Origin of the sequence: Rhodopseudomonas sp. (assembly GCF_048594845.1) — a bacterium.
GTDB lineage: Bacteria > Pseudomonadota > Alphaproteobacteria > Rhizobiales > Xanthobacteraceae > Rhodopseudomonas.
Genome location: NZ_JBMDXE010000196.1, coordinates 1 through 18,543 on the forward strand (window position 1 = coordinate 1; position 18,543 = coordinate 18,543).

Annotated in this window: 17 protein-coding genes and 1 pseudogene; 7 read left to right on the forward strand and 11 right to left on the reverse strand. The window is 66.6% G+C overall.

Features of this window, described 5'->3' with window-relative positions:
- Positions 1-46: 46 nt before the first annotated feature.
- From modB to ACOJTD_RS12755, 3 genes are all read left to right on the forward strand, one after another.
- Positions 47-733 carry a molybdate ABC transporter permease subunit gene (modB, locus tag ACOJTD_RS12745; RefSeq protein WP_420133275.1) on the forward strand — a complete coding sequence of 229 codons (687 nt, stop codon included), beginning with the start codon at positions 47-49 and terminating at the stop codon, positions 731-733.
- Complete coding sequence (gene modC, locus ACOJTD_RS12750; RefSeq protein WP_420133276.1) at positions 730-1,860, forward strand: molybdenum ABC transporter ATP-binding protein; 1,131 nt, start codon at positions 730-732, stop codon at positions 1,858-1,860. Before modB ends, modC begins: the two co-directional genes overlap by 4 nt.
- A 143-nt stretch (positions 1,861-2,003) precedes the next feature.
- Positions 2,004-2,600, forward strand: a complete 597-nt coding sequence (locus tag ACOJTD_RS12755) for a DUF2478 domain-containing protein (RefSeq protein ID WP_420133277.1) — start codon at positions 2,004-2,006, stop codon at positions 2,598-2,600.
- Here the strand turns inward: ACOJTD_RS12755 and ACOJTD_RS12760 are convergent.
- Positions 2,573-3,541, reverse strand: coding sequence for a S8 family serine peptidase (locus tag ACOJTD_RS12760; protein ID WP_420133278.1), 969 nt, complete (start codon positions 3,539-3,541; stop codon positions 2,573-2,575). The two genes, ACOJTD_RS12755 and ACOJTD_RS12760, sit on opposite strands and share 28 nt — an antisense overlap.
- Before the next feature lie 367 nt (positions 3,542-3,908).
- Between ACOJTD_RS12760 and ACOJTD_RS12765 the strand changes: the two genes are divergently transcribed.
- Positions 3,909-5,549 (forward strand): hypothetical protein, encoded by a 1,641-nt coding sequence (locus tag ACOJTD_RS12765; RefSeq protein WP_420133279.1) that lies wholly within the window; start codon positions 3,909-3,911, stop codon positions 5,547-5,549.
- 42 nt (positions 5,550-5,591) lie between these two features.
- Positions 5,592-10,040 (forward strand): cytochrome P450, encoded by a 4,449-nt coding sequence (locus ACOJTD_RS12770; protein ID WP_420133280.1) that lies wholly within the window; start codon positions 5,592-5,594, stop codon positions 10,038-10,040.
- A gap of 203 nt (positions 10,041-10,243) precedes the next feature.
- On the opposite strand, the gene ACOJTD_RS12775 is transcribed toward ACOJTD_RS12770, so the two are convergent.
- Positions 10,244-11,020, reverse strand: a complete 777-nt coding sequence (locus tag ACOJTD_RS12775) for a DUF4394 domain-containing protein (protein ID WP_420133281.1) — start codon at positions 11,018-11,020, stop codon at positions 10,244-10,246.
- A gap of 158 nt (positions 11,021-11,178) precedes the next feature.
- On the opposite strand from ACOJTD_RS12775, the gene ACOJTD_RS12780 reads away from it, so the two are divergent.
- Together ACOJTD_RS12780 and ACOJTD_RS12785 are read left to right on the forward strand one after the other, a co-directional pair.
- On the forward strand, positions 11,179-11,757 hold the full coding sequence (locus tag ACOJTD_RS12780; protein ID WP_420133282.1) for a sigma-70 family RNA polymerase sigma factor: 579 nt from the start codon (positions 11,179-11,181) through the stop codon (positions 11,755-11,757).
- Complete coding sequence (locus tag ACOJTD_RS12785) at positions 11,754-12,503, forward strand: anti-sigma factor (RefSeq protein WP_420133283.1); 750 nt, start codon at positions 11,754-11,756, stop codon at positions 12,501-12,503. The genes ACOJTD_RS12780 and ACOJTD_RS12785 overlap by 4 nt, the downstream gene beginning before the upstream one ends.
- 40 nt (positions 12,504-12,543) lie before the next feature.
- Here ACOJTD_RS12785 and ACOJTD_RS12790 read toward each other — a convergent pair whose 3' ends face one another.
- The 9 genes and pseudogenes from ACOJTD_RS12790 to ACOJTD_RS12830 form a co-directional block, all read right to left on the reverse strand.
- Complete coding sequence (locus ACOJTD_RS12790) at positions 12,544-13,290, reverse strand: hypothetical protein (protein WP_420133284.1); 747 nt, start codon at positions 13,288-13,290, stop codon at positions 12,544-12,546.
- 149 nt (positions 13,291-13,439) lie between these two features.
- A complete protein-coding gene (locus ACOJTD_RS12795; protein ID WP_420133285.1) occupies positions 13,440-13,679 on the reverse strand; it encodes a hypothetical protein in 240 nt (79 codons plus the stop codon).
- A 121-nt stretch (positions 13,680-13,800) separates the two neighbouring features.
- Positions 13,801-14,574, reverse strand: a complete 774-nt coding sequence (locus tag ACOJTD_RS12800; protein WP_420133286.1) for a thioesterase family protein — start codon at positions 14,572-14,574, stop codon at positions 13,801-13,803.
- A 146-nt stretch (positions 14,575-14,720) separates the two neighbouring features.
- The gene (locus ACOJTD_RS12805; protein WP_420133287.1) at positions 14,721-15,692 is read right to left on the reverse strand and encodes an NAD(P)H-dependent flavin oxidoreductase; all 972 of its coding nucleotides are present in this window, start codon (positions 15,690-15,692) and stop codon (positions 14,721-14,723) included.
- Between the two features lie 131 nt (positions 15,693-15,823).
- Positions 15,824-16,390, reverse strand: a complete 567-nt coding sequence (locus ACOJTD_RS12810; RefSeq protein WP_420133288.1) for a hypothetical protein — start codon at positions 16,388-16,390, stop codon at positions 15,824-15,826.
- A gap of 51 nt (positions 16,391-16,441) precedes the next feature.
- Positions 16,442-17,023, reverse strand: a complete 582-nt coding sequence (locus ACOJTD_RS12815) for a YqaA family protein (protein WP_420133289.1) — start codon at positions 17,021-17,023, stop codon at positions 16,442-16,444.
- A gap of 71 nt (positions 17,024-17,094) precedes the next feature.
- On the reverse strand, positions 17,095-17,496 hold the full coding sequence (gene hisE, locus ACOJTD_RS12820; protein WP_420133290.1) for a phosphoribosyl-ATP diphosphatase: 402 nt from the start codon (positions 17,494-17,496) through the stop codon (positions 17,095-17,097).
- A 100-nt stretch (positions 17,497-17,596) separates the two neighbouring features.
- Complete coding sequence (locus tag ACOJTD_RS12825) at positions 17,597-17,980, reverse strand: hypothetical protein (RefSeq protein ID WP_420133291.1); 384 nt, start codon at positions 17,978-17,980, stop codon at positions 17,597-17,599.
- Positions 17,981-18,252: 272 nt separating this feature from the next.
- Positions 18,253-18,543 (reverse strand): annotated as a pseudogene (locus ACOJTD_RS12830) (oxidoreductase); the annotation flags it as partial.

Here is an 18,543-nt window from a genome sequence, read left to right on the forward strand (position 1 = left end):
GGGGAGAGGTTAGCGCAGTGCCTAGCGATGGGTTCAGTACGTCGCGATGACGAATCTTCCCCCCGACATCTGGCAGCCGGTCTGGCTCACCGTCGAACTCGCGGTGATCACCACGGTGATTCTGCTGATCGTTGGCACGCCGATCGCGTGGTGGTTGGCGCGGTCGAAGGCGGCGTGGAAGGAGGGCGTCGCCGCCGTGGTGGCGATGCCGCTGGTGCTGCCGCCGACGGTGCTGGGCTTCTATCTCTTGGTGCTGATGGGGCCGGACGGGCCGGGCGGGGCGCTGGCGTCGCTGTGGGGCGGGCGTACGCTGGCCTTCACCTTCGGCGGCCTGGTGTTCGGCTCGGTCATTTACTCGATGCCGTTCGTGGTGCAGCCGATCCGCAACGCGTTTGATGCAATCGGTGATCGGCCGCTTGAAGTCGCGGCGACGCTGCGCGCCTCGCCGCTGAAGGCGTTTTGGACCGTGGCGGTGCCGTTGGCGCGGCCCGGCTTTCTCGCCGGCGCGGTGCTCGGCTTCGCCCACACGGTCGGCGAGTTCGGCATCGTGCTGATGATCGGCGGCACCATTCCGGGACGTACCAAGGTGCTGTCGGTGGCGATCTACGACTATGTCGAAACGTCGCAATGGCGCGAGGCCAATATCCTCGCGGGCGGCATGGCGGCGTTCGCCTTCGTGGTGATCCTCACCATGATGATGCTGGAAAAACGCACCGCACGGCTTCGCCAATGAGAGCGACAGCACCACGCAGTATTCGGGGCGAATTCCGCGGCCGGCTCGGCGGCTTTGCGCTCGATGCATCGTTCAGCGTGCCGGCGGCTGGGATCACCGGCCTGTTCGGCCCGTCGGGCTGCGGCAAGTCGACCGTGCTGCGCTGTCTCGCCGGACTGCAGCATCTGCCCGGCAGCCTGTGCGAAGTCGATGGCGACGTCTGGCAGGACGATACGACGTTCCTCAAGCCGCATCAGCGGCCGATCGGCTACGTCTTTCAGGAAGCCAGCTTGTTTCGGCACCTGACGGTGCGGGACAATCTGATGTACGGCGCGCCGAAGCGGAAGGCCGGTCCGCTTCCCGGCGACATCGCATTCGACGAAGTGATCGAGTTGCTCGGCCTCGCGCGGCTGTTGCAACGCGCGCCGCGCAATCTGTCCGGCGGCGAACGCCAGCGCGTTGCGATCGGCCGCGCGCTGCTGTCGCAGCCGAAATTGTTGCTGATGGATGAGCCGCTGTCGGCGCTCGACCGGCTCACCAAGGACGAGATCCTGCCGTTTCTCGAGCGGTTGCACGCCCGGCTGCTGCTGCCGGTGATCTATGTCAGCCACGACATGACCGAGATCGAGCGGCTCGCGGACTATCTCGTCCTGATGCGGGCCGGTCAGGTGATCGGCGTCGGACCCTTGTCCGAGCTGCAGAGCAATCCGGCGTTGCCACTGGCGACGTCGCGCGATGCCGCGGTGAACATGGACGCGACATCGGAAGCCTACGATGCCGAGTACGGGCTGCTGACCCTGCGGCTCGATGGTGGGCGGCTGCTGGTGCCGTCGGCGCCGGTGGCGCCCGGCGAACGCCGTCGCATCCGCATCGCGGCGGGAGACGTCAGCCTGTCAAGCGCCGCGCCGCGCGAGACCTCGATCCTGAATGCGCTCGCGGTCCGCATAGTTTCGACATCGGCGATCGGCCCGAATGAAGTGCTGGTCGTCCTGGCGCTCGGGCCGGGCGGCAACGGCGCGCGGCTGCTGGCGCGGGTCACGCGGCGGTCTTGGGATCAGCTGCAACTCGCAGAGGGGCTCGACGTGTTCGCGCAGGTCAAGGGCGTGGCGCTGGCGCCGGAACGCGCCATCAGCGAGCCGCCGAAGTAACAGCCACCGTCGCACGGCGATCCGGCACGGCCTTCGCATAGTGCTCCTCAGCGCCACGACGCACGGCGCTGTCAGCTACACGATTACCAATCGTGTGGGGACTGCGACGTCGCGCGTCCGCGCGGCATGGAGGAGATCAGACAATGTCGTTGCAAAGCAATCAATCGATGGCAATCGCGGCGGTGCGCGGTGGCCCCGGCACGCCGGCCGCCGATGTGCTGACCGCCTTTGCGCTCCGCCGCAAGGCCGAGGGCGTCGCCGTGGTCGGCGTCATCGTGCCGCCGGAAGACACCGGTCGCGGCCATCCCGGCGGCGGGCATGGCGAGGGTGGACATGGCGAGGGCGGCCACGAAGGCTGCGAGTGCCGCAGCGAGCTGATCGACGTCGCCACCGGCGAGCGCTACGCGATGCATCAGGATCTCGGCTCGGGCTCGCAGGCTTGCAACCTCAATTCGTCGTCATTGGCACTGGCGGCCGGCGCAGTCGAGCGCGCGCTCGCCGGCAAGCCGGAGCTGGTGGTGCTGAGCCGGTTCGGTGGTCAGGAAGCGCAGCGTGGCGGGCTGATGTCGGCGTTCCAGGCGGCGGTGGCGGCCGGCGTGCCGGTCGCCTGCGTGGTGACGCCGAAAGCCGAAGCCGTCTGGGACGACTTCGCCGGCGGCCTGTCAGTGTCTCTGCCGCCGGACGCGGATGCGCTGGAAGCCTGGTGGCAGGGTCACGCCCGCGGCCGGAACGCGGCGTGATCGGACTGCCGCGAGCTGGTCTGTGCACGATGCCACAGCCCGAACGGTGAGGCCGCTGCAGTATCCTGCACCACCCCGGTGAGGCGGGCTGCTGCGGCTTCGATATTGGCGCGCCCGATCCAGGCGCGCTGGCATTCCTGGGCGCGGTCGGCCATGCGTGGCGTCGCGCTGTTCAGGATCGCTTCGCCCGCCGCACCCGGATCGGGCGTCTGGCCTTGCTGACTCTGGGCACCGAGCAGCAGGCCGGCCACGCCGGCGATCAACGCCGCCGCGTAGTTCGCGCCGCGTCGGACGCTGTTGCTGCCTTCGAGGGCCGCGCCGACCAGCGCTGCGCCGGGCACCGCGATGCCGATGTTGCGCAGGCTGAGGTCGCCGCCTCCGATCAGGCGCCCGCGCCGGTCGATGGCGACGACCGGCAGCATCCGGGTCGCGCCGCATCGAAGCAGCAGGCTGCCGCAGCCATCGCGGGCACCGCCGACGACGATCAGCACATTGTTGGCGTTGCAGCGCTCGACCGCGGCGATCAGCGCATCGGTCGGCTGCCGCCGTCCCTCGAACAATCCACCGCTGATATGCAGAATATGGGCGCCGTGATCGATCGCCATCTCGATCGCCTGCGCGAGGTCCGCCTGCGTGCAGCTGGGCCTGTCATCGCGGAAGATCGGGGCGATCAGTCCGCGGCACAGCGGCGCTACGCCTTCGACCGAACTACATGGCTGGCCGAAGATCAGGCTGGCGATGTGCGTCCCCTGCGCCGTCGCGGGACCGTCCGCGCACTGCGCGGCGGCCGGGGTATCGAGCGGCACCAGCCGGGCGCCGCGGAAACAATCATGGGTTCGGTCGACCGGACCATCCAACACCGCGATAGTAATTTCGGCATCACCGCCGCCGAATGCGAACAGAATTTCCTGCTGGAATTCTGCGCCAACTACCCCTACCATCGCACCCCGCCCGCACTCGCGTCGCCGCACATCAACACGCGAACTACTCGCATGCGGGACGCTGGCATTCTGCCAAGCGACCGGCGGCCTCTCCTGATGCTCTTCCGAAGAATTTCGCCCTGCGGAACAGCGCCACGTGTATTTTCCTTATCGCCATCCTCTAAGTCTTCTTATCGAGGGCAGTCCGGCGTGAAAACGGCGTGAACCCGCCGTGAAAAATGCTATCGTAGGTTGGATACAGGTGACGGAAGGTATGACTGCGAGGGCCGCGCTTTTCACGATGAACCTGCTGGGGCCTTTTCAACTGGTTCCCCGGACAGGCGAGCGCATCGAAATTTCCAGCAAAAAGGGGACGGCCGTCGTCGCAATGCTGGCGATGTCGCGCGACGGCGAGCGGACTCGCGGCTGGTTGCAGGATCGGCTGTGGGGCTCACGGCGCCACGCGGAGGCGGCGGGCAGCCTGCGGCGCGAATTGTCCAACCTTCGCAAAGTGCTGAACGTCGGCGATGTCGAATTGCTGGTCAGCGATCGCGATCGTGTCCGGCTGCGGCTCGATCTGATCGAGGTCGATGCGCTCCAGCCGACGGCCGATCCGCGCTTCGCCGCCGAGTTTCTCGAAGGCCTCGACATTCCGGGCGAAGCCGGCTTTCGCGACTGGCTGCGTGAGCAGCGCGCCACGCTGACGCGCGGTCTGCGCGGCGCCGCCGCGGCGCCGATGCCCGGCGCGCTGCCGAGCTACATCCTCGATACCAGCCAGCCGCTGATCGGATTCAGCGGCAACCAGGCGATCGCGGTGCTGCCGTTCACCAATGTGACCGGCGAGGAGACCTTGGATTATCTCGCCGAAGGCATCAGCGAGGAGTTGATCGTCGGCCTGTCACGCATCCGCTGGCTGCCGGTGATCGCGCGCAGTTCGAGCTTCTCGTTTTCCGAGTCGATCGACCGCAAGCTGATCGGCCAGCGGCTGGGCGCGCATTATCTGGTCGAAGGGCATCTGTACCGCGCCTATGAGTCGTTCGGCGTTTCCGCCAGCCTGTCGGAGGCCGCGACCGGCTACGCGATCTGGTCGCGGCGCTTCACGCTGCAATCGCCGGCGTTGCGCGATGAGCTCGAGCAGTTCGTCAACGAACTGGTGGCGCAGCTCGAGACGCGCATCGAGCATGCCGAGCAGATCCGCATCCGCAACAAACGGCAGGACACGCTCGGCGTCAGCGATCTGATCTGGCGCGGCCGGTGGCATCTCAACCGCCTGACCCGCACCGATTCCGAGATGGCGCAGAAGCTGTTCGCCGAGGCGCTGGCGCTCGATCCGGCGTCGCCCGAGGCGCTGATTCAGACCACGTCGGCGCTGGCGTGGTCGATCTGGGCGGGGCGTCAGCCGCAGGATCAGGTGCTGCGAATGCGCAAGCTGGCACAGCAGGCGTGCCTGGCCGATCCCGACGACGGCCGCGGCTTCATGCTCGCCGGCATCGCCGAGATGTGGCTGCGCCATCAGGATGAAGCCAAGACGCTGCTGCAGCACGCGATCGCGCTCAATCCCAGCCTGACGCTGGCGCATGCGCAGCTCGGCGGCTGCTACAATCTCGGCGGCGAGCCGGCCAAGGCGATCGATCACCTCAAGGCATCGCTGCGGCTGAGCTCCAACGATCCGAATCTGTTCTATGCGCTCGGCGAGCTGGCGCTGTCCTACACCATGCTGGAGCGTTGGGCCGAAGCGATCGAGCATGCGTCGCTGTCGCTGGCGCGCCGTCCGGCCTATTGGTACGCACACGTGCTCAAGATCAATGCGCTGGCGCGCAGCGGCAATGTCGGCGCAGCGCGTGTGGCGACGGACGAGCTACTTGCTGTCAAGCCGAATTTTTCAAAGCAGTATCTCGATTGGCTGCCCTTTGTCGAAAGATCATGGATTGACCATTTTGTCGAAGGCTTGAAAATGGTGCCCGGCCGCGAGGCGAATTGGCTGGAGCGCGACACTTCGGAGGCCTCCGAACAGTTTCTGCCGCACTGACCGGCGACGTATATTTTTTTATGTCTTTGTTTGAGGTGATGGATGCTCACGCTCAAGTATTATGACGCGATCAAGAAAGCCCAGTCCGACACCGCTCCTTCGTCTCCACGTCCCTTCGATCTGAACAACCTCGGCGCCGACACCACGCTGAAGCGCTGGACCACCAAAGCCCTCGCGTCGGCGATGCGGGGGGCGCTGTATCTCTTTCGTGAATTCTGGCCCAATCCGCAATTCGGCCGGCTCGTTATCGTGACGCGCGACAGCGACGTGCGCGAAGTGTTGGCCCGGCCGGATCTGTTCGAGGTGACGTACGGCCTGGAGAAGACCGAGCTCGCCGGCGGCACCAACTTCGTGCTCGGACTCGAGGGCCCGGAGCACGACCGGCAGAACGCGATCATCCGCAGCGTGCTGCGTCCGGCCGATCTAGACCGCATCCGCACGCTCGCGGCGCACTACACGCAGATCCTGGTCGACGGCTCCGGCGGACGCATCGACGTGATGAAGGATCTGATGACGCGGGTCGCGACCGAGACCTGTTGCAGCTATTTCGGCCTCGATCCCGACAATCCCGACGCCTTCGCCGAATGGGCAATGTCGATCTCGGCGCTGCTGTTTGCCGATCCGTTCGGCAACGCCGAGACGCGGCAACTGGCCCTCAACGGCGCTGCGCAGATCCGGGAGGTGATCGACCGCGCGATCGCGCGCGCCAAGGCGGTGCCGGAAACCGAAACGGTGATCGGCCGGCTTGTCGGGCAGCTCAATGACGGTGCGGTGACCGAGGGCGAGATCCGCGCCATCGTGGTCGGACTCGTCACCGGCTTCATTCCGACCAACACGCTGGCCGCCGGCAAGATCCTCGATGAGCTGATGCGCCGGCCGACGGTTTGGCAGGACGCGATCGCGCGTGCGCAGGCGGACGACATCGCGGGGCTGGAATCGATCCTGCTCGAGGCCGGCCGGCTGAATCCGGCGCTGGCGCCGGGACAGTGGCGCTACGCGCGCCAGGACGGCGTGATCGCCCACAACACCAAGCGGCAGAAGCGCGTGAAGGCCGGCTCGGTGCTGATGGTGGCAACGATGTCGGCGCTGCGCGACAGGCGCGCCTTCGTTGCGCCGGGGGAATTCAGGGCCGATCGCCCGAATCCGTCGAGCCTGATGTTCGGCGACGGCGTCCACGCCTGCCTCGGCATGCATGTGGCGATCGCGCAGATCGGCGAAGTGTTTCGTGGACTGTTGAAGCAGCCGAACCTGCGTACCGCTGCGGGCAGCGCCGGCGCGATCGGCTGGGTCGGTCCTTTCCCGCGCCGGCTCGATATGGAGTTCGAGCCCGCCGTGGCGCCGCAGGCGCAGAACATGGTGATCATCTGCGCGCCGGTGCGGGCCGAGACCGATCTCGCCGCGCTGCGCGGTCAGATCGAGGCGCTCGGCAATCCGGCGCGGCCGGACGTGGTGGCGGCACTGTCGTCCACCGACATCGTCCACTTCGCGTCGATGACGCTGATCGAGGCGGGTGAGCCGAACAAGCCATCGCCGCATCTGCTGCTCGAACTCAACGTCGACGGCTCGCCCGAGATTGCGCTGCGCGCCGTGGCTGACGTGGCCGGCGACTGGCTGTCGCCGATCTTCGCCCACGCCGATGCACCGCCGCGCACGCCGCTGCTCGACATCCTGCGCGACAACATGCTGGACCTGCAGACCCGTCCGTGGGGCGCGATCGGGCTCAACTTCAATGGCACGCCGGAATTCGCCGTCGCCGATATCGTGCGGCAGCGTGAGCTGGCGCAGTTCGCGACCGACGCGCTCGAAGAGTATCTTGAGAAACATGCCTGCCTCGGCAGCCGCGCCATGGTGGCGATCGGCTACTTCCGCAAGCTGATCAAGCAGGATCCGGAGCTGAAGCGGCTGATCGATCAGTCGCCGGAGTCGCCCCGCAAGGCGCGGCTGCAGGCGCTGTTCGCGCGCGGCGCCGCGTTCACCACCTACTTGATCCGACCGAGCCGTCGGCGTCTGCAGATCTCCGACTGGACGCCGCGGTCCGGCACCGAATCGTTGCTGGCGATGGCGAATTCGACGACTTTCCGCTGGATCTGGGCGATCATCTTGGGCCTGGTGCTGATCGCCAGCCAGGCGGTGTATTTCGCCATCGAGCCGTATTCGGACGCCACCTATGCGGGCCGCGTCGGATTGGCGCTGGTCGGCGGGTTGCTGATCGTGGCGTTGAAACTCGCCGCGATCGGCGGCCTGTTCCTTGGGCTGCTACGCTATTACGAGAACCGCGACGTTCCCGACGATCGCGATCCGGATCTGGCGAAAGTGCGCGAGATCGCTGCCAGCGAGAATCACCCAGGCTTCGTGCAGAACCACATCACCGCCGTGACCGCGCTGAAGCCCGGCTGGTTTCGCAAGCTGACGCTGGCGCTGTCGCTGTGGGGCATCAAGGAGCTGGTGACGAATTTCTATCGCCCTGGCTTCGTGCTCAACATGGGCACGATCCACAAGGCCAAATGGTTCAGGCCGCCCGGCACCGACAAGCTGGTGTTCCTCGCCAACTACGACGGCAGCTGGGAGAGCTATCTCGAAGACTTCGTGATGAAGGCGCATGCGGGCCAGTCCGCCGCGTGGAGCAACGGCGTCGGCTTTCCGCGCACGCGCTTCCTGATCTACGACGGAGCGCAGGACGGCGACCGCTTCAAGCGCTGGGTGCGTCGTCAGCAGGTGCCGACGCAGTTCTGGTTCAACCGCTATCCGAAGCTGACCACCGACGAGATTCGTCGCAACGCGATGATCCACGACGGCCTGGTCCGCGCCTCGACCGATAGCGCCGCACGTGCGTGGCTGGATTGCTTCGGCTCGATGACGCGGCCGGTCGACGCGATCGAGACGCCGGAAGTGCAGGCGCTGGTGTTCCGCGGCATGGGACAGCTGCCCTACACCGTGACGGCGCTGCTGCGCCTGCCGGATGATCGCGGCGCCGGCAAAGCCTGGCTGCGCGCCATCATGCCGGAAGCCGGCCTGCTGCACGGGCCCGGCGACGCGCCGCGCCCGGCGGTCGGTTCGATCACCTTCGGCGACCGCCCGTTCACCGGCGGTGATGCGCCCGACAATGTCGCGACCTTCTTGGCGTTCTCGGCATCGGGCCTCGTGCGCATGGGGCTTTCGCCGGACGCGGCCGGCAGCGGGCTGACGACGTTCCCGACAGCCTTCAACATCGGCATGTCGCAGCGTGCCAACATTCTGCGCGACACCGGTTCGTCGCGGCCGGATAGCTGGCGCTGGGCGGATGCGGCACTCGATGGCCAAGCCAAGGTCGCGGCCGCCGACGCGACGCTGTTCATCTATGGGACCAGCGCCGAAATCTGCCGCGCCGCGCTCGACCGGCATCTCGATCTGCTCGGCGGTCGCGCCGCACTGCTCGGCAGCGTCGAGACCAGCCCGGTCACCGTCGAGGTCGACGGCGAGCAGAAGACCTCGCTCGACTACGAACATTTTGGTTTCGTCGACGGCATCTCGCAGCCGGTGATCCGCGGCACCCAGCGTTTCGCCAAGGGTGTGCCGGCGCGCGACATCGTCGAGCCCGGCGAGTTCATCCTCGGCTATCGCAACAACCAGGGTTACTTCCCGCCGAGCGCGACGGTGCCGAGCGACAGCGATCCGGCCAATCATCTGCCGATCCTGCCGGACGAACTGCCGAGCCGCTATCCGAACTTCCGCTCCGACACGCCGGCGCGGCCGGTGCGCGACTTCGGCCGCAACGGCACCTTCCTGGCGATCCGCGAATTCGTCCAGGACGTCGACGGCTTCTGCGCCTTCACCCAGGCCAAGGCGGACGAACTCGGCAAGTATCGCGACCTCGCCGCGGTGATCGGCGAGACGCCGACGGCCGAATGGGTCGCGGCCAAAATGATGGGGCGCTGGCGCAATGGCGTGCCGCTGGTCGACAAGCCGAATTCGACCAGCTTCAACACCCGCCGCGCCAAATCGCGGAGCGATGCGCGCGATCCGTACGACCGCGACAATGATTTCAGCTACGGCCAGGATGATCCGCAGGGGCTGCATTGTCCGTTCGGCGCGCATATCCGCCGCGCCAATCCGCGCGACAGCCTGCAGCCGGACGATCCGACCCAGCAGCAATTGACCGCAAGGCATCGCCTGCTGCGCCGTGGCCGCTCGTTCGAGCGCGTTGCGGCCGAGGGCGGCAAGCCGGAGAAGGGGCTGTTGTTTGTCGCAGTGTGCGCCGACGTCGAGCGGCAGTTCGAACTGGTGCAACAAACCTGGGTATCGTCGCCGTCGTTCCACGGCCTGAGCGGCGAGCCCGATCCGATCGTGTCGTCGTCGCCGGACGACCCGGCGGAGAGCCGCGTCTTCACGATCCCGACTGCCGCCGGCCCGCTTACCCTGCACGGCATCCACAGCTACGTCACCGTCGCCGGTGGCGGCTACTTTTTCATGCCAAGCCGCTCGGCGCTGCAGTATCTGATCGATCTGGCGTGAGGGGTGGACGGAGCTCGGCCTCTACCACCGTCATCGCCCGGCTTGACCGGGCGACCAAGTATTCCAGAGCGCAAGAGTAATCAGCACGTCTCACAACGCCGTTGCTCCGGATGACTGGATCGCCGCCTTCGCGGGGATGACGGTCGAGAAGGATTGCGACCTCGCGCATTTATCCGCGAGGTCGCAGGCTATCAGTCCGATCATTACATCCCGATGATCGCGATGTCCTTCACCGGGCCGCTGACGCCGCTGATCTTGGCGGCTTCGGTCGCTTTGCCGGTGGCGAGGTCGACGCTGTACAGCGTGCCATCGGCCATCAGCCAGGCGTCGTTCTTGCCGGCGCCGTCCGACCAGATGTCAAACGCGACGGTGTCGGCCTTGATGCCGAGCTTGCCGATCGCGGCGAGGACTCCGTCGTTCGGCGGCGCCTGCTTGATCAGTCCGCTGATCCTGCCGTCGATGTTGAACAACGCGGTCTCCTTCGCGCCCTTCACCGAATTGGTGTAGGCGCCGGCGACGATGTTCGGCTTCTCGCCCTTGTGCATGTCGGCGTCGGCGTACTTATGGTCGCCGTCCTTGGTGACCTTGCCGTCGTCGACATTGGCCCGCAGGTTGCTGCCGTCGGCGCCCATCACCCGCAGCCGGTCGGCGACCGGGTTGAAGTCGACTGTGGCGGCGACGCCCTTTGCGATCATGATATCGAGCTTCGACTTCACGGTGGCCTTGCCGTCCATCGCGATCGTCACGACTGTGCCGTCGTCGACCAAGCCATAAAGCTGGCCGTCGGCCGGGCGCACGTCGATACCAATTAGCGCGCCTGAAATCCCAGTCACCTTGACCGAACCGATGGCTTTCTTCTGCGCGGTGTCGACCATCGCGATGGTGTCGTTGCCGATAAGGGCCGCGACCTGCGCGGCGCTGGCGGCCGCGGACGAAAGTAACAGGGCCGCCGAAGCGGTGAAGATCGCGCGAAGTTTCATGGCATTGCTCCCTCTGTTGTGCGGATCCTGCTCGGGATCACACAGCGGGTACCGGTCGGGCCGGCCGAACGGATGCAGCGTCCTGGCAAATTTTTTAGGTGCGGCGTGCATCCAATTGCCGCAGCTAACGAGTAGGCCGATTATGCAAGGGCATAATGATGAGCGACTCCGAGATTGTTGCGGCTGGAGTGAGCGATCTTGCTCACAGTGATGATGGCCGCGAGCAGCAACTGGCGGCCGCACTGGCGCGGTGCGCGAACGGCGATCGCGCCGCGCTGCAAGTGATTTATGATCTGGAGGCGCCGCGAATGATCGGCGTCGCGCGGCGCATCCTGTTCCGAAGGGATCTTGCCGAGGAAGCGGTGCACGACGCCTTCATCCGGATCTGGCACGGCGCGGCCGGCTTCGATCGGCAACGCGGCAGCGCGCGCGGCTGGCTTTATGCCGTGGTGCGTAATCGTGCGCTCAGCATCCATCGCGACGAACATCGCTACGAGCCCGACGACGACACCGCGCTCAATCCCGATGCCGAGGCGCCGCTGGCGCGGCTGCCGGAGCAGAGCGCGCTACGCCGCTGTCTCGAACGGATCGAGCGGCCGCGGCGTGACGTCGTGGTGCTGGCCTACGCGCACGGCATGAGCCATGGCGAACTGGCCGGACGCCTCAAGGTGCCGCTCGGTACGGTCAAGAGCTGGGTGCGGCGCAGCCTGTTCGCGCTGCAGGAGTGCATGGGATGAGCGCGCGCGACGACGACGATGCGCTTGCCGCCGAATTCGTCATGGGACTGCTGGAGGGCGCGGAACGCGAGGCGGCCGAGCGGCGACTCGCGACCGATGATCGGTTCGCCGCAGCCGTCGAAGCCTGGCGTCAGCGGCTGGCGGCATTCGACGTGTCGGCCGAAGAGATGCCGCCGAGCCCCGCGCTTTGGCAACGGATCGTCGCGACGACGCAGCAGACGTCGCCTGACCTTCTGCGAGCCGAGAGCGAGGGGGGCGGCGCGCGGCTGTGGGACAATATCCGGTTCTGGCGCTTCGCCGGCCTCGGCGCCGCGGTCGCGGCGACCATGGCCGGGGTGCTGGTCATCGACGCGATGATCACGACACGTCAGCTTCGTACTGAATTGGCGACGCTGGCGGAGCGCAAGCCGGTGTATGTCGCGGTGCTGGTCAACGATCAGACCCAGCAGGCTGGTGCGATCGTCAATGCATTCGCCAACGGCCGCGTCGACCTGATACCGCTGCGCGCGATCGACGTGCCCCCCGGCCGCACGCTGCAGGTCTGGACGCTGTGGGACCGCGCCATCGGGCCGAAATCGATCGGTCTCACCGATCAGCCCCGTGCGCTTCAGCTCGACCTGAATTCGCTGCCCGAAACCGTGCCGGATCAACTGTTTGAAATCACCCTCGAGCCCGCCGGTGGCTCGCCGATCGGCCGGCCGACCGGGCCGATCCTGTTCAAGGGCAATGCGGCGCGGGCGTTGTAGCTGCCGCCCAAAAGGTCGTGCGCAAGCGTTTCGCCACGGCTCAGATCTGCTGCGCGACCTGCTCCAGGCCCATCGAGCGGGCGAGTTTGCGGACTTCCTGCTTCTGGTCTTCGCGCAGTCCGAACAGCAGCGGCATTGCCGCGTATTTCAGTTGCTGCACTTCGGCGCTGTCCGGATCGATCGGCGGCGGGCCGTTCTCGGCGACGTAGCGGGACGCGTGCAGCTTGCGGCCGATCGCGCGCAACGCCTGCTCGACCGATGGCCAGTAGTATTCCTGAGACGACGACAGATTGAGCCGGCCCTTGATCTGCGAGATCTGCGCGTCGCTGAGCAGCGCCGGCGGCTTCGGCTTTGCGGGCTTTGGCTTCTGCACCGGCGCAGTGGCGATGACCGGCGGCAGCTTGGTGGCGGGCTCGGCCACCTTGGCGGCCGTATCGGGGCCTGCAGTGATGGCTTCGTCGCCCGCATAGGCCAGCTGCACCGGCTTCTGCGGCGCGGCGGCTGCGTCGCTCGCGTCGGCCTGGGTCTCGGCGTCCTTGGCAGGAGAAGCCTCGCCGGACGCCGGCATGGCGGCCGCGTCCGTGCCGGAACCGTCGGCCTCGTCGGAAAGCGAGGCGAGCAGCAGCTTGTCGGACTTGCTCTCGCGGTTGGCGACCGGGGTTTCGATGGTAGCGCCGGCGAAGCCGGGGCCGGCGGCCGGGACGCTGGCGCGCGTCAGGATACTCGCTGCGGCCGTACCGGCGATCAATACGCACAACATGGCCAGAAGGGTCGCTGCTTTGGTCAAGATCGTCTCCGTCGCGAGCGGCACTCTGTCTCGCTCATAAATGCAGAGGAAATATGGCCCGGCAGCCCGTTCTGGTTGCCGTGCGGGAGCATGCCGCCGCGCCGCGAGGCGGCCCGGCCGGTTCCGTCGTGAAGGCGATCGCGCGGCCGTCAGGCCGCGGCGCTGAGCTCGTAGGCTTCCTGGATGTCGGAGACGATCTCGGACGCCTCCCACAGCGCATCAGGGGCCACCGACTGGATGGTGATGGTCCAGTTGCCGCCCTTGCGGGTGCGGGGCGTCGCGACGATCTCGAACCGCACGTCGCGGCACATCGGATTGCGGTTCAGGGCCCGTGCGACGCGGAGCCTGATCTCGTCGAGAGAGGCGGGAGTCTTTTCCGAAAACATCATCGCGGCGTCCACTTCGATCGTGGGATGCCGGCGCGGCTGCTACGAGATCTCGGCCGCCGCAGCGCGGCAGGCCTATAGTTGGTCCGGGGATGGTTAATACGCGCTTAAACCGCCGCCGCGGTCAGCGCTGTTCGATTACCAGGTTCTGGATTGCCCGGCCGAAGTAACCCTGCTGATCGGCCAGCCGCGACGCCGCCGTGCCGGCGCCGTCCGGGCCCAGCCACATTTCGGAGTTCAGCAGAATCCAGTCGCCGACCGGCTGGCGCGCCAGGAAGACGTTGAGATCGGCGTTGAGGAAGGTCCAATGCCGGAAGTCGAGCACCGACGAGGTCGCGTTGCTGAAGTCGGAGGCGATCACCGCCCGCATCAGCTGCGAGGTCGGCAGGCCATCGATCAGCGGCCGGTCGGCCCGATACCAGGTCGCGCCCGGCCCGATCGAGCCGAAGCCGTTGCGCACCTTGCGCAGCGACATGCCGCCGACGAACGGGTTGCGGGTGAAGCCGACGTCCAGCACCGGGCAGTCGTCGGGCAGCGGCACGTCGAGCGCCGGATGCTCGACGTGGTCGGGAAGTTCTGGCGATGAGTTGCGGACTTTCAGCACGGTGCCGTTGACGACGATCACGCCGTTTGATTTCAGCCGCACGCCGCAGAGCTGAATCTTGCGGCCTTCGCGCAGCACTTCTGTCTCGAAGGTGAGCGGGCCGACCGGCACGGGCCGCAGCAGATCGACCGTCACCCGCACCACATGCATCGGCGACGGCGTCGGCATCCGTTCGGCCAGATGTGCGACCAGCGCCGACGGCGGCGAGCCGTGCTGCATGGTCGGATCCCACGGCCCGGCCGCATAGCCGCTGGTCTCGATCGCATTGCCGTCGATACGGTAGATCGCGTCCATTATTTTGTCCGAAGCACGAGTCGACAATCAGGGCCTCACCCCGTCATTGCGAGCGTAGCGAAGCAATCCAGAGCCGCGAAATGTGGCCTGGATTGCTTCGTCGCTTCGCTCCGCGCAATGACGGCGGCGAGACGGTGCGAGCCGAACTACGCCAGCGGCGCGTCGATGGCGGCGTCGTATTCCTGCTTGAAGCGGGCGACCATTTCGGCGACCGGGACGATGCCGGTGATGCTGCCGATGCCCTGGCCGGCGCCCCAGATTTCCTTCCAGGCCTTCGGCTTGGCGCGCTCGCCGGCCTCGTCGGTGCCGAAGTTCATCTTCGACGGATCGGACTGTTCGAGATTGTCCGGGTCCATGCCGGCGGCGACGATCGACGGCTTGAGATAGTTGCCGTGCACGCCGGTGAACAGATTGGAGTACACGATGTCGTCGGCACCCGAGGTGGTGATCATCTCCTTGTAGCGCGGCACCGCATTGGCCTCGGTGGTGGCGATGAAGGCCGAGCCGATATAGGCGAAGTCGGCGCCGAGCACGCGCGCGGCGCGGATCGCCTTGCCGTTGCCGATGGCGCCCGACAGCGCGATCGGGCCGTCGTACCAGGAGCGCGTCTCGGTGACGAAGGCGAACGGCGACTGCATGCCGGCATGGCCGCCGGCGCCGGCCGCCACCAGGATCAGGCCGTCGGCGCCCTTCTCGACAGCCTTGTGGGCGAAGCGCTGGTTGATGACGTCGTGGAACACGATGCCGCCCCAGTTATGCGCGGCCTGGTTCAGCTCTTCGCGGGCGCCGAGCGAGGTGATCAGCATCGGCACCTTGTGCTTCTCGCACAGCGCCAGATCGGCATCGAGCCGGTTGTTGGATTTGTGCACGATCTGGTTGACGGCGAACGGCGCCGAGGGGCGGTCCGGATGCGCCTTGTCGTGCGCCGCGAGCTCTTCCTTGATGCGATGCAGCCATTCGTCGAGCAGCGCCGCCGGGCGTGCATTCAGGGCAGGGAACGAGCCGACCACGCCGGCCTTGCACTGCGCGATCACCAGATCGGGCGTCGAAATGATGAACAGCGGCGAGCCGATCACCGGGATCGACAGGCGGCCTTTGAACAACGCAGGCATGGGCATTCAGGAGTCTCCTCTTGTTGTGTTTGGCGGTGCAACCGCGGCGACACAAAAGCAAGGGAGGAACACGCCTGCAAGGCGCATTTTGCTGAAAAGTGCAGCGGTTCGACGCAAGTGCGAAAAATTCCGGGACGCTACTGACACCAAGCCCGCGTCACGAAATTTTCGGTGCGGCAGTCGCCCGGCTCGCGGGTGCGGCCGGGGATCAGCACCTTGGCGGAGCACTTCTCGGTGGCGTCCACCGCGAGGCTGCGGCCCTGCTGATAGCCCTTCGCGCGGCACAGGATCGTCGCCCCCGCGGCGCAATCGGCCGCGCCGTTCGCCGAGCTTGGACACACCTGGCGGCCGTCGATCATGGCCGGCACCATGGGCGAGGCGGCTGCGGCCGGCGGCGCGGCCAGGGTCGGTAGGGGAGCGGGCGGCGGGGGCGGAACTGAGGCAGCCGGCGGGACAGGTGGAGCGTCCGGCGCTGGCGCGTCCGGCTGGCTGCCCGGCCAGGAGAAGCTCGGCAGCAGCGCCTCGGGCGCCTTCAGCAGCTTGCCGATTTCATTGACCAGCCCCGGATTCTCCCGAGGAGGAGGCGCTGGCGGCGGCGAGGGCTGCTGCTGCGCGTCGGCTGACGCGTTGGCCGATATCAAGAACACGGCTGCTGCACCGAAGCCGGCAAGCAGCCGAAGGAAGGGACGAAGCGAGGTCTGCATGGCAGCAGCCTAGGTCGTTGCGCTGACAACGAGAAGACGCCGCGCCACCCTCTAGACGAGCCGCGCGGCGATGATGAAACCGGCCACCAGCACCACGGCGCCGATCGTCACCCACATGGTCAGGCGCTTCTCGATCTGCTCGCGGATCACGTCGCCCCAGCGGTTGAGCACGATGGCGACGATGAAGAACCGGCCTCCGCGGGCAATGAACGAGAACAGGATGAACAGCCAGATGTCGTAGCCGGCGAACCCGGAGGTGATCGTCACCAGCTTGTAGGGGATCGGCGTCAGGCCCTTCAGCAGGATGATCCAGGCGCCCCATTCGGCATAGCCGGCACGGAACGCCTCGACCTTGTCGCCGTAGCCGTAGAGCTGGATCAGCCAGTGGCCGACCGAGTCGTACAGCAGGGCGCCGATCAGGTAGCCGACCACGCCGCCCGCGACCGACGTGATGGTGCACAGGACGGCGTAGAACCACGCCCGCTCCGGCCGCGCCAGCGACATCGGAATCAGCATCACATCCGGCGGGATCGGGAAGAACGAGCTCTCCGCGAAGGAGACCATTCCGAGGATCCACAGCGCGTAGGGCTTGTGGGCGGCGTCGATGCACCAGTCGTAGATTCGTCTCAGCATGGGCGGCGATCAACCATCCCGGAGCCGCTTTGTCCATGCCACAAATGTGACGGCGCCCGGGAATAGCGCCGTCAGTGCCGCTTGCGGACCGCCCGGGTCTCCATTGCGGCAATCGGCCGCCGCGACGGCCGGCGGGGACCTGGCTTGGCGACCTTTACGCCCGGCTTGGGAAGTTTCTCGGCGATGCCCAACAGGGTCTCACGCCGGCTCATCTCCCGCCAAACGTCTTCGGGGCGTACGCCGGCCGAAGCCCACAGGACGGTGAGGTTGTAGATCAGATCCGCGCTTTCGCGGATCACCGCGTCGCGGTTGCCATTGATCGCGTCGATGACCACCTCGATCGCCTCCTCGGCGAGCTTCTTGGCCATCTTGCCGGAGCCGCTGCGGAACAGGCGGGCTGTTCTGGAAGTCGCAGGATCTAGATCCCGTGCCGCCAGCACCGCCTGATAAAGCCGTTCGACCGAATCGCTCATTCGGTCAGCCTAGCGCAACTGGATGTCGGTGGCGTTAACTCAACGCAACGTTGGGAGGCGGAAAAGCCGCGCTGGCGGCTATTCCGTTGTGCTGAAGTGATCAATAAGGGTCGTAGTAGCCGTAACCCGGATAGCCGCCGTAGGCCGGCCCACCGTAGTAGCCATAGCCGGGGCCGTAATAACGCGGGCCGTAGCTGTCATAGTAATCGCGGCGGGCCTGACTGGCTGCGATCGCGCCAACCGTGCCGATGATGCCGGCGAAAGCGGCCGCTGCCGCGGCATTGCCGCCGCCGCCCCGGCGCACATAGCGCTTCTTGCGGGCGCTGAAATCGGTGATGTCGTGCCGGGTCACCGCTGGCGCCGTGTCGGACGCCTTTGGCGCAGCGAAGGCAGCCGTCGGCTGTAAGCCCGCGAGACCAAGAGCTGCAACGGTCGCAATTGCCACGGCGCGAACGCCGGACTGCCGGATGCTACGCTGAAACATCGGAAACCTCCGCCTCATATGGCCGCACCGCGGCCGCTGCGGGACAACCCCGATGAGGCATCTATGGTTCCGTTGGGGAAACTCAACCGAACGCGTGATCGGCGTCACGTATCAGGAAGAAGAACACAAAGCCCCTGTCATTGCGAGCGAAGCGAAGCAATCCAGCTCCACGCACCGGACTGGATTGTTTCGTCGGCGGAGCCTGTGCCCGGACGGCGCGAAGCGCCGATCCGGGTGCCTCCTCGCAATGACGCAAAGAAGCGTGTGACGTATCAGCCCTTCGCGAGCTGCTGGTCGAGGTCGTGCAGCACCTGGTAGCAGGGCAGCACCTGGGCGACCGAGGCGTTGGGTTCGCGGCCTTCGCGGATCGCAGCGAAGAATTCGCGGTCCTGCAGCTCGATGCCGTTCATCGAGACGTCGAGCTTGGAGACGTCGATCTTCTCTTCCTTGCCGTTCACCAGATCGTCGTAGCGGGCGATGTAGGTGCCGTTGTCGCAGATGTAGCGGAAGAAGGTGCCGAGCGGGCCGTCATTGTTGAACGACAGCGACAGCGTGCAGATCGC

Excerpts from the sequence above, each read along its gene's own strand:
- modB (WP_420133275.1), top strand. The coding sequence starts at position 47 with ATGACGAATCTTCCCCCCGACATCTGGCAGCCGGTCTGGCTCACCGTC.
- modC (WP_420133276.1), top strand. The coding sequence starts at position 730 with ATGAGAGCGACAGCACCACGCAGTATTCGGGGCGAATTCCGCGGCCGG.
- ACOJTD_RS12755 (WP_420133277.1), top strand. The coding sequence starts at position 2,004 with ATGTCGTTGCAAAGCAATCAATCGATGGCAATCGCGGCGGTGCGCGGT.
- ACOJTD_RS12760 (WP_420133278.1), bottom strand. The coding sequence starts at position 3,541 with ATGGTAGGGGTAGTTGGCGCAGAATTCCAGCAGGAAATTCTGTTCGCA.
- ACOJTD_RS12765 (WP_420133279.1), top strand. The coding sequence starts at position 3,909 with ATGCTGGCGATGTCGCGCGACGGCGAGCGGACTCGCGGCTGGTTGCAG.
- ACOJTD_RS12770 (WP_420133280.1), top strand. The coding sequence starts at position 5,592 with ATGCTCACGCTCAAGTATTATGACGCGATCAAGAAAGCCCAGTCCGAC.
- ACOJTD_RS12775 (WP_420133281.1), bottom strand. The coding sequence starts at position 11,020 with ATGAAACTTCGCGCGATCTTCACCGCTTCGGCGGCCCTGTTACTTTCG.
- ACOJTD_RS12780 (WP_420133282.1), top strand. The coding sequence starts at position 11,179 with ATGAGCGACTCCGAGATTGTTGCGGCTGGAGTGAGCGATCTTGCTCAC.
- ACOJTD_RS12785 (WP_420133283.1), top strand. The coding sequence starts at position 11,754 with ATGAGCGCGCGCGACGACGACGATGCGCTTGCCGCCGAATTCGTCATG.
- ACOJTD_RS12795 (WP_420133285.1), bottom strand. The coding sequence starts at position 13,679 with ATGATGTTTTCGGAAAAGACTCCCGCCTCTCTCGACGAGATCAGGCTC.
- ACOJTD_RS12800 (WP_420133286.1), bottom strand. The coding sequence starts at position 14,574 with ATGGACGCGATCTACCGTATCGACGGCAATGCGATCGAGACCAGCGGC.
- ACOJTD_RS12805 (WP_420133287.1), bottom strand. The coding sequence starts at position 15,692 with ATGCCCATGCCTGCGTTGTTCAAAGGCCGCCTGTCGATCCCGGTGATC.
- ACOJTD_RS12810 (WP_420133288.1), bottom strand. The coding sequence starts at position 16,390 with ATGCAGACCTCGCTTCGTCCCTTCCTTCGGCTGCTTGCCGGCTTCGGT.
- ACOJTD_RS12815 (WP_420133289.1), bottom strand. The coding sequence starts at position 17,023 with ATGCTGAGACGAATCTACGACTGGTGCATCGACGCCGCCCACAAGCCC.
- hisE (WP_420133290.1), bottom strand. The coding sequence starts at position 17,496 with ATGAGCGATTCGGTCGAACGGCTTTATCAGGCGGTGCTGGCGGCACGG.
- ACOJTD_RS12825 (WP_420133291.1), bottom strand. The coding sequence starts at position 17,980 with ATGTTTCAGCGTAGCATCCGGCAGTCCGGCGTTCGCGCCGTGGCAATT.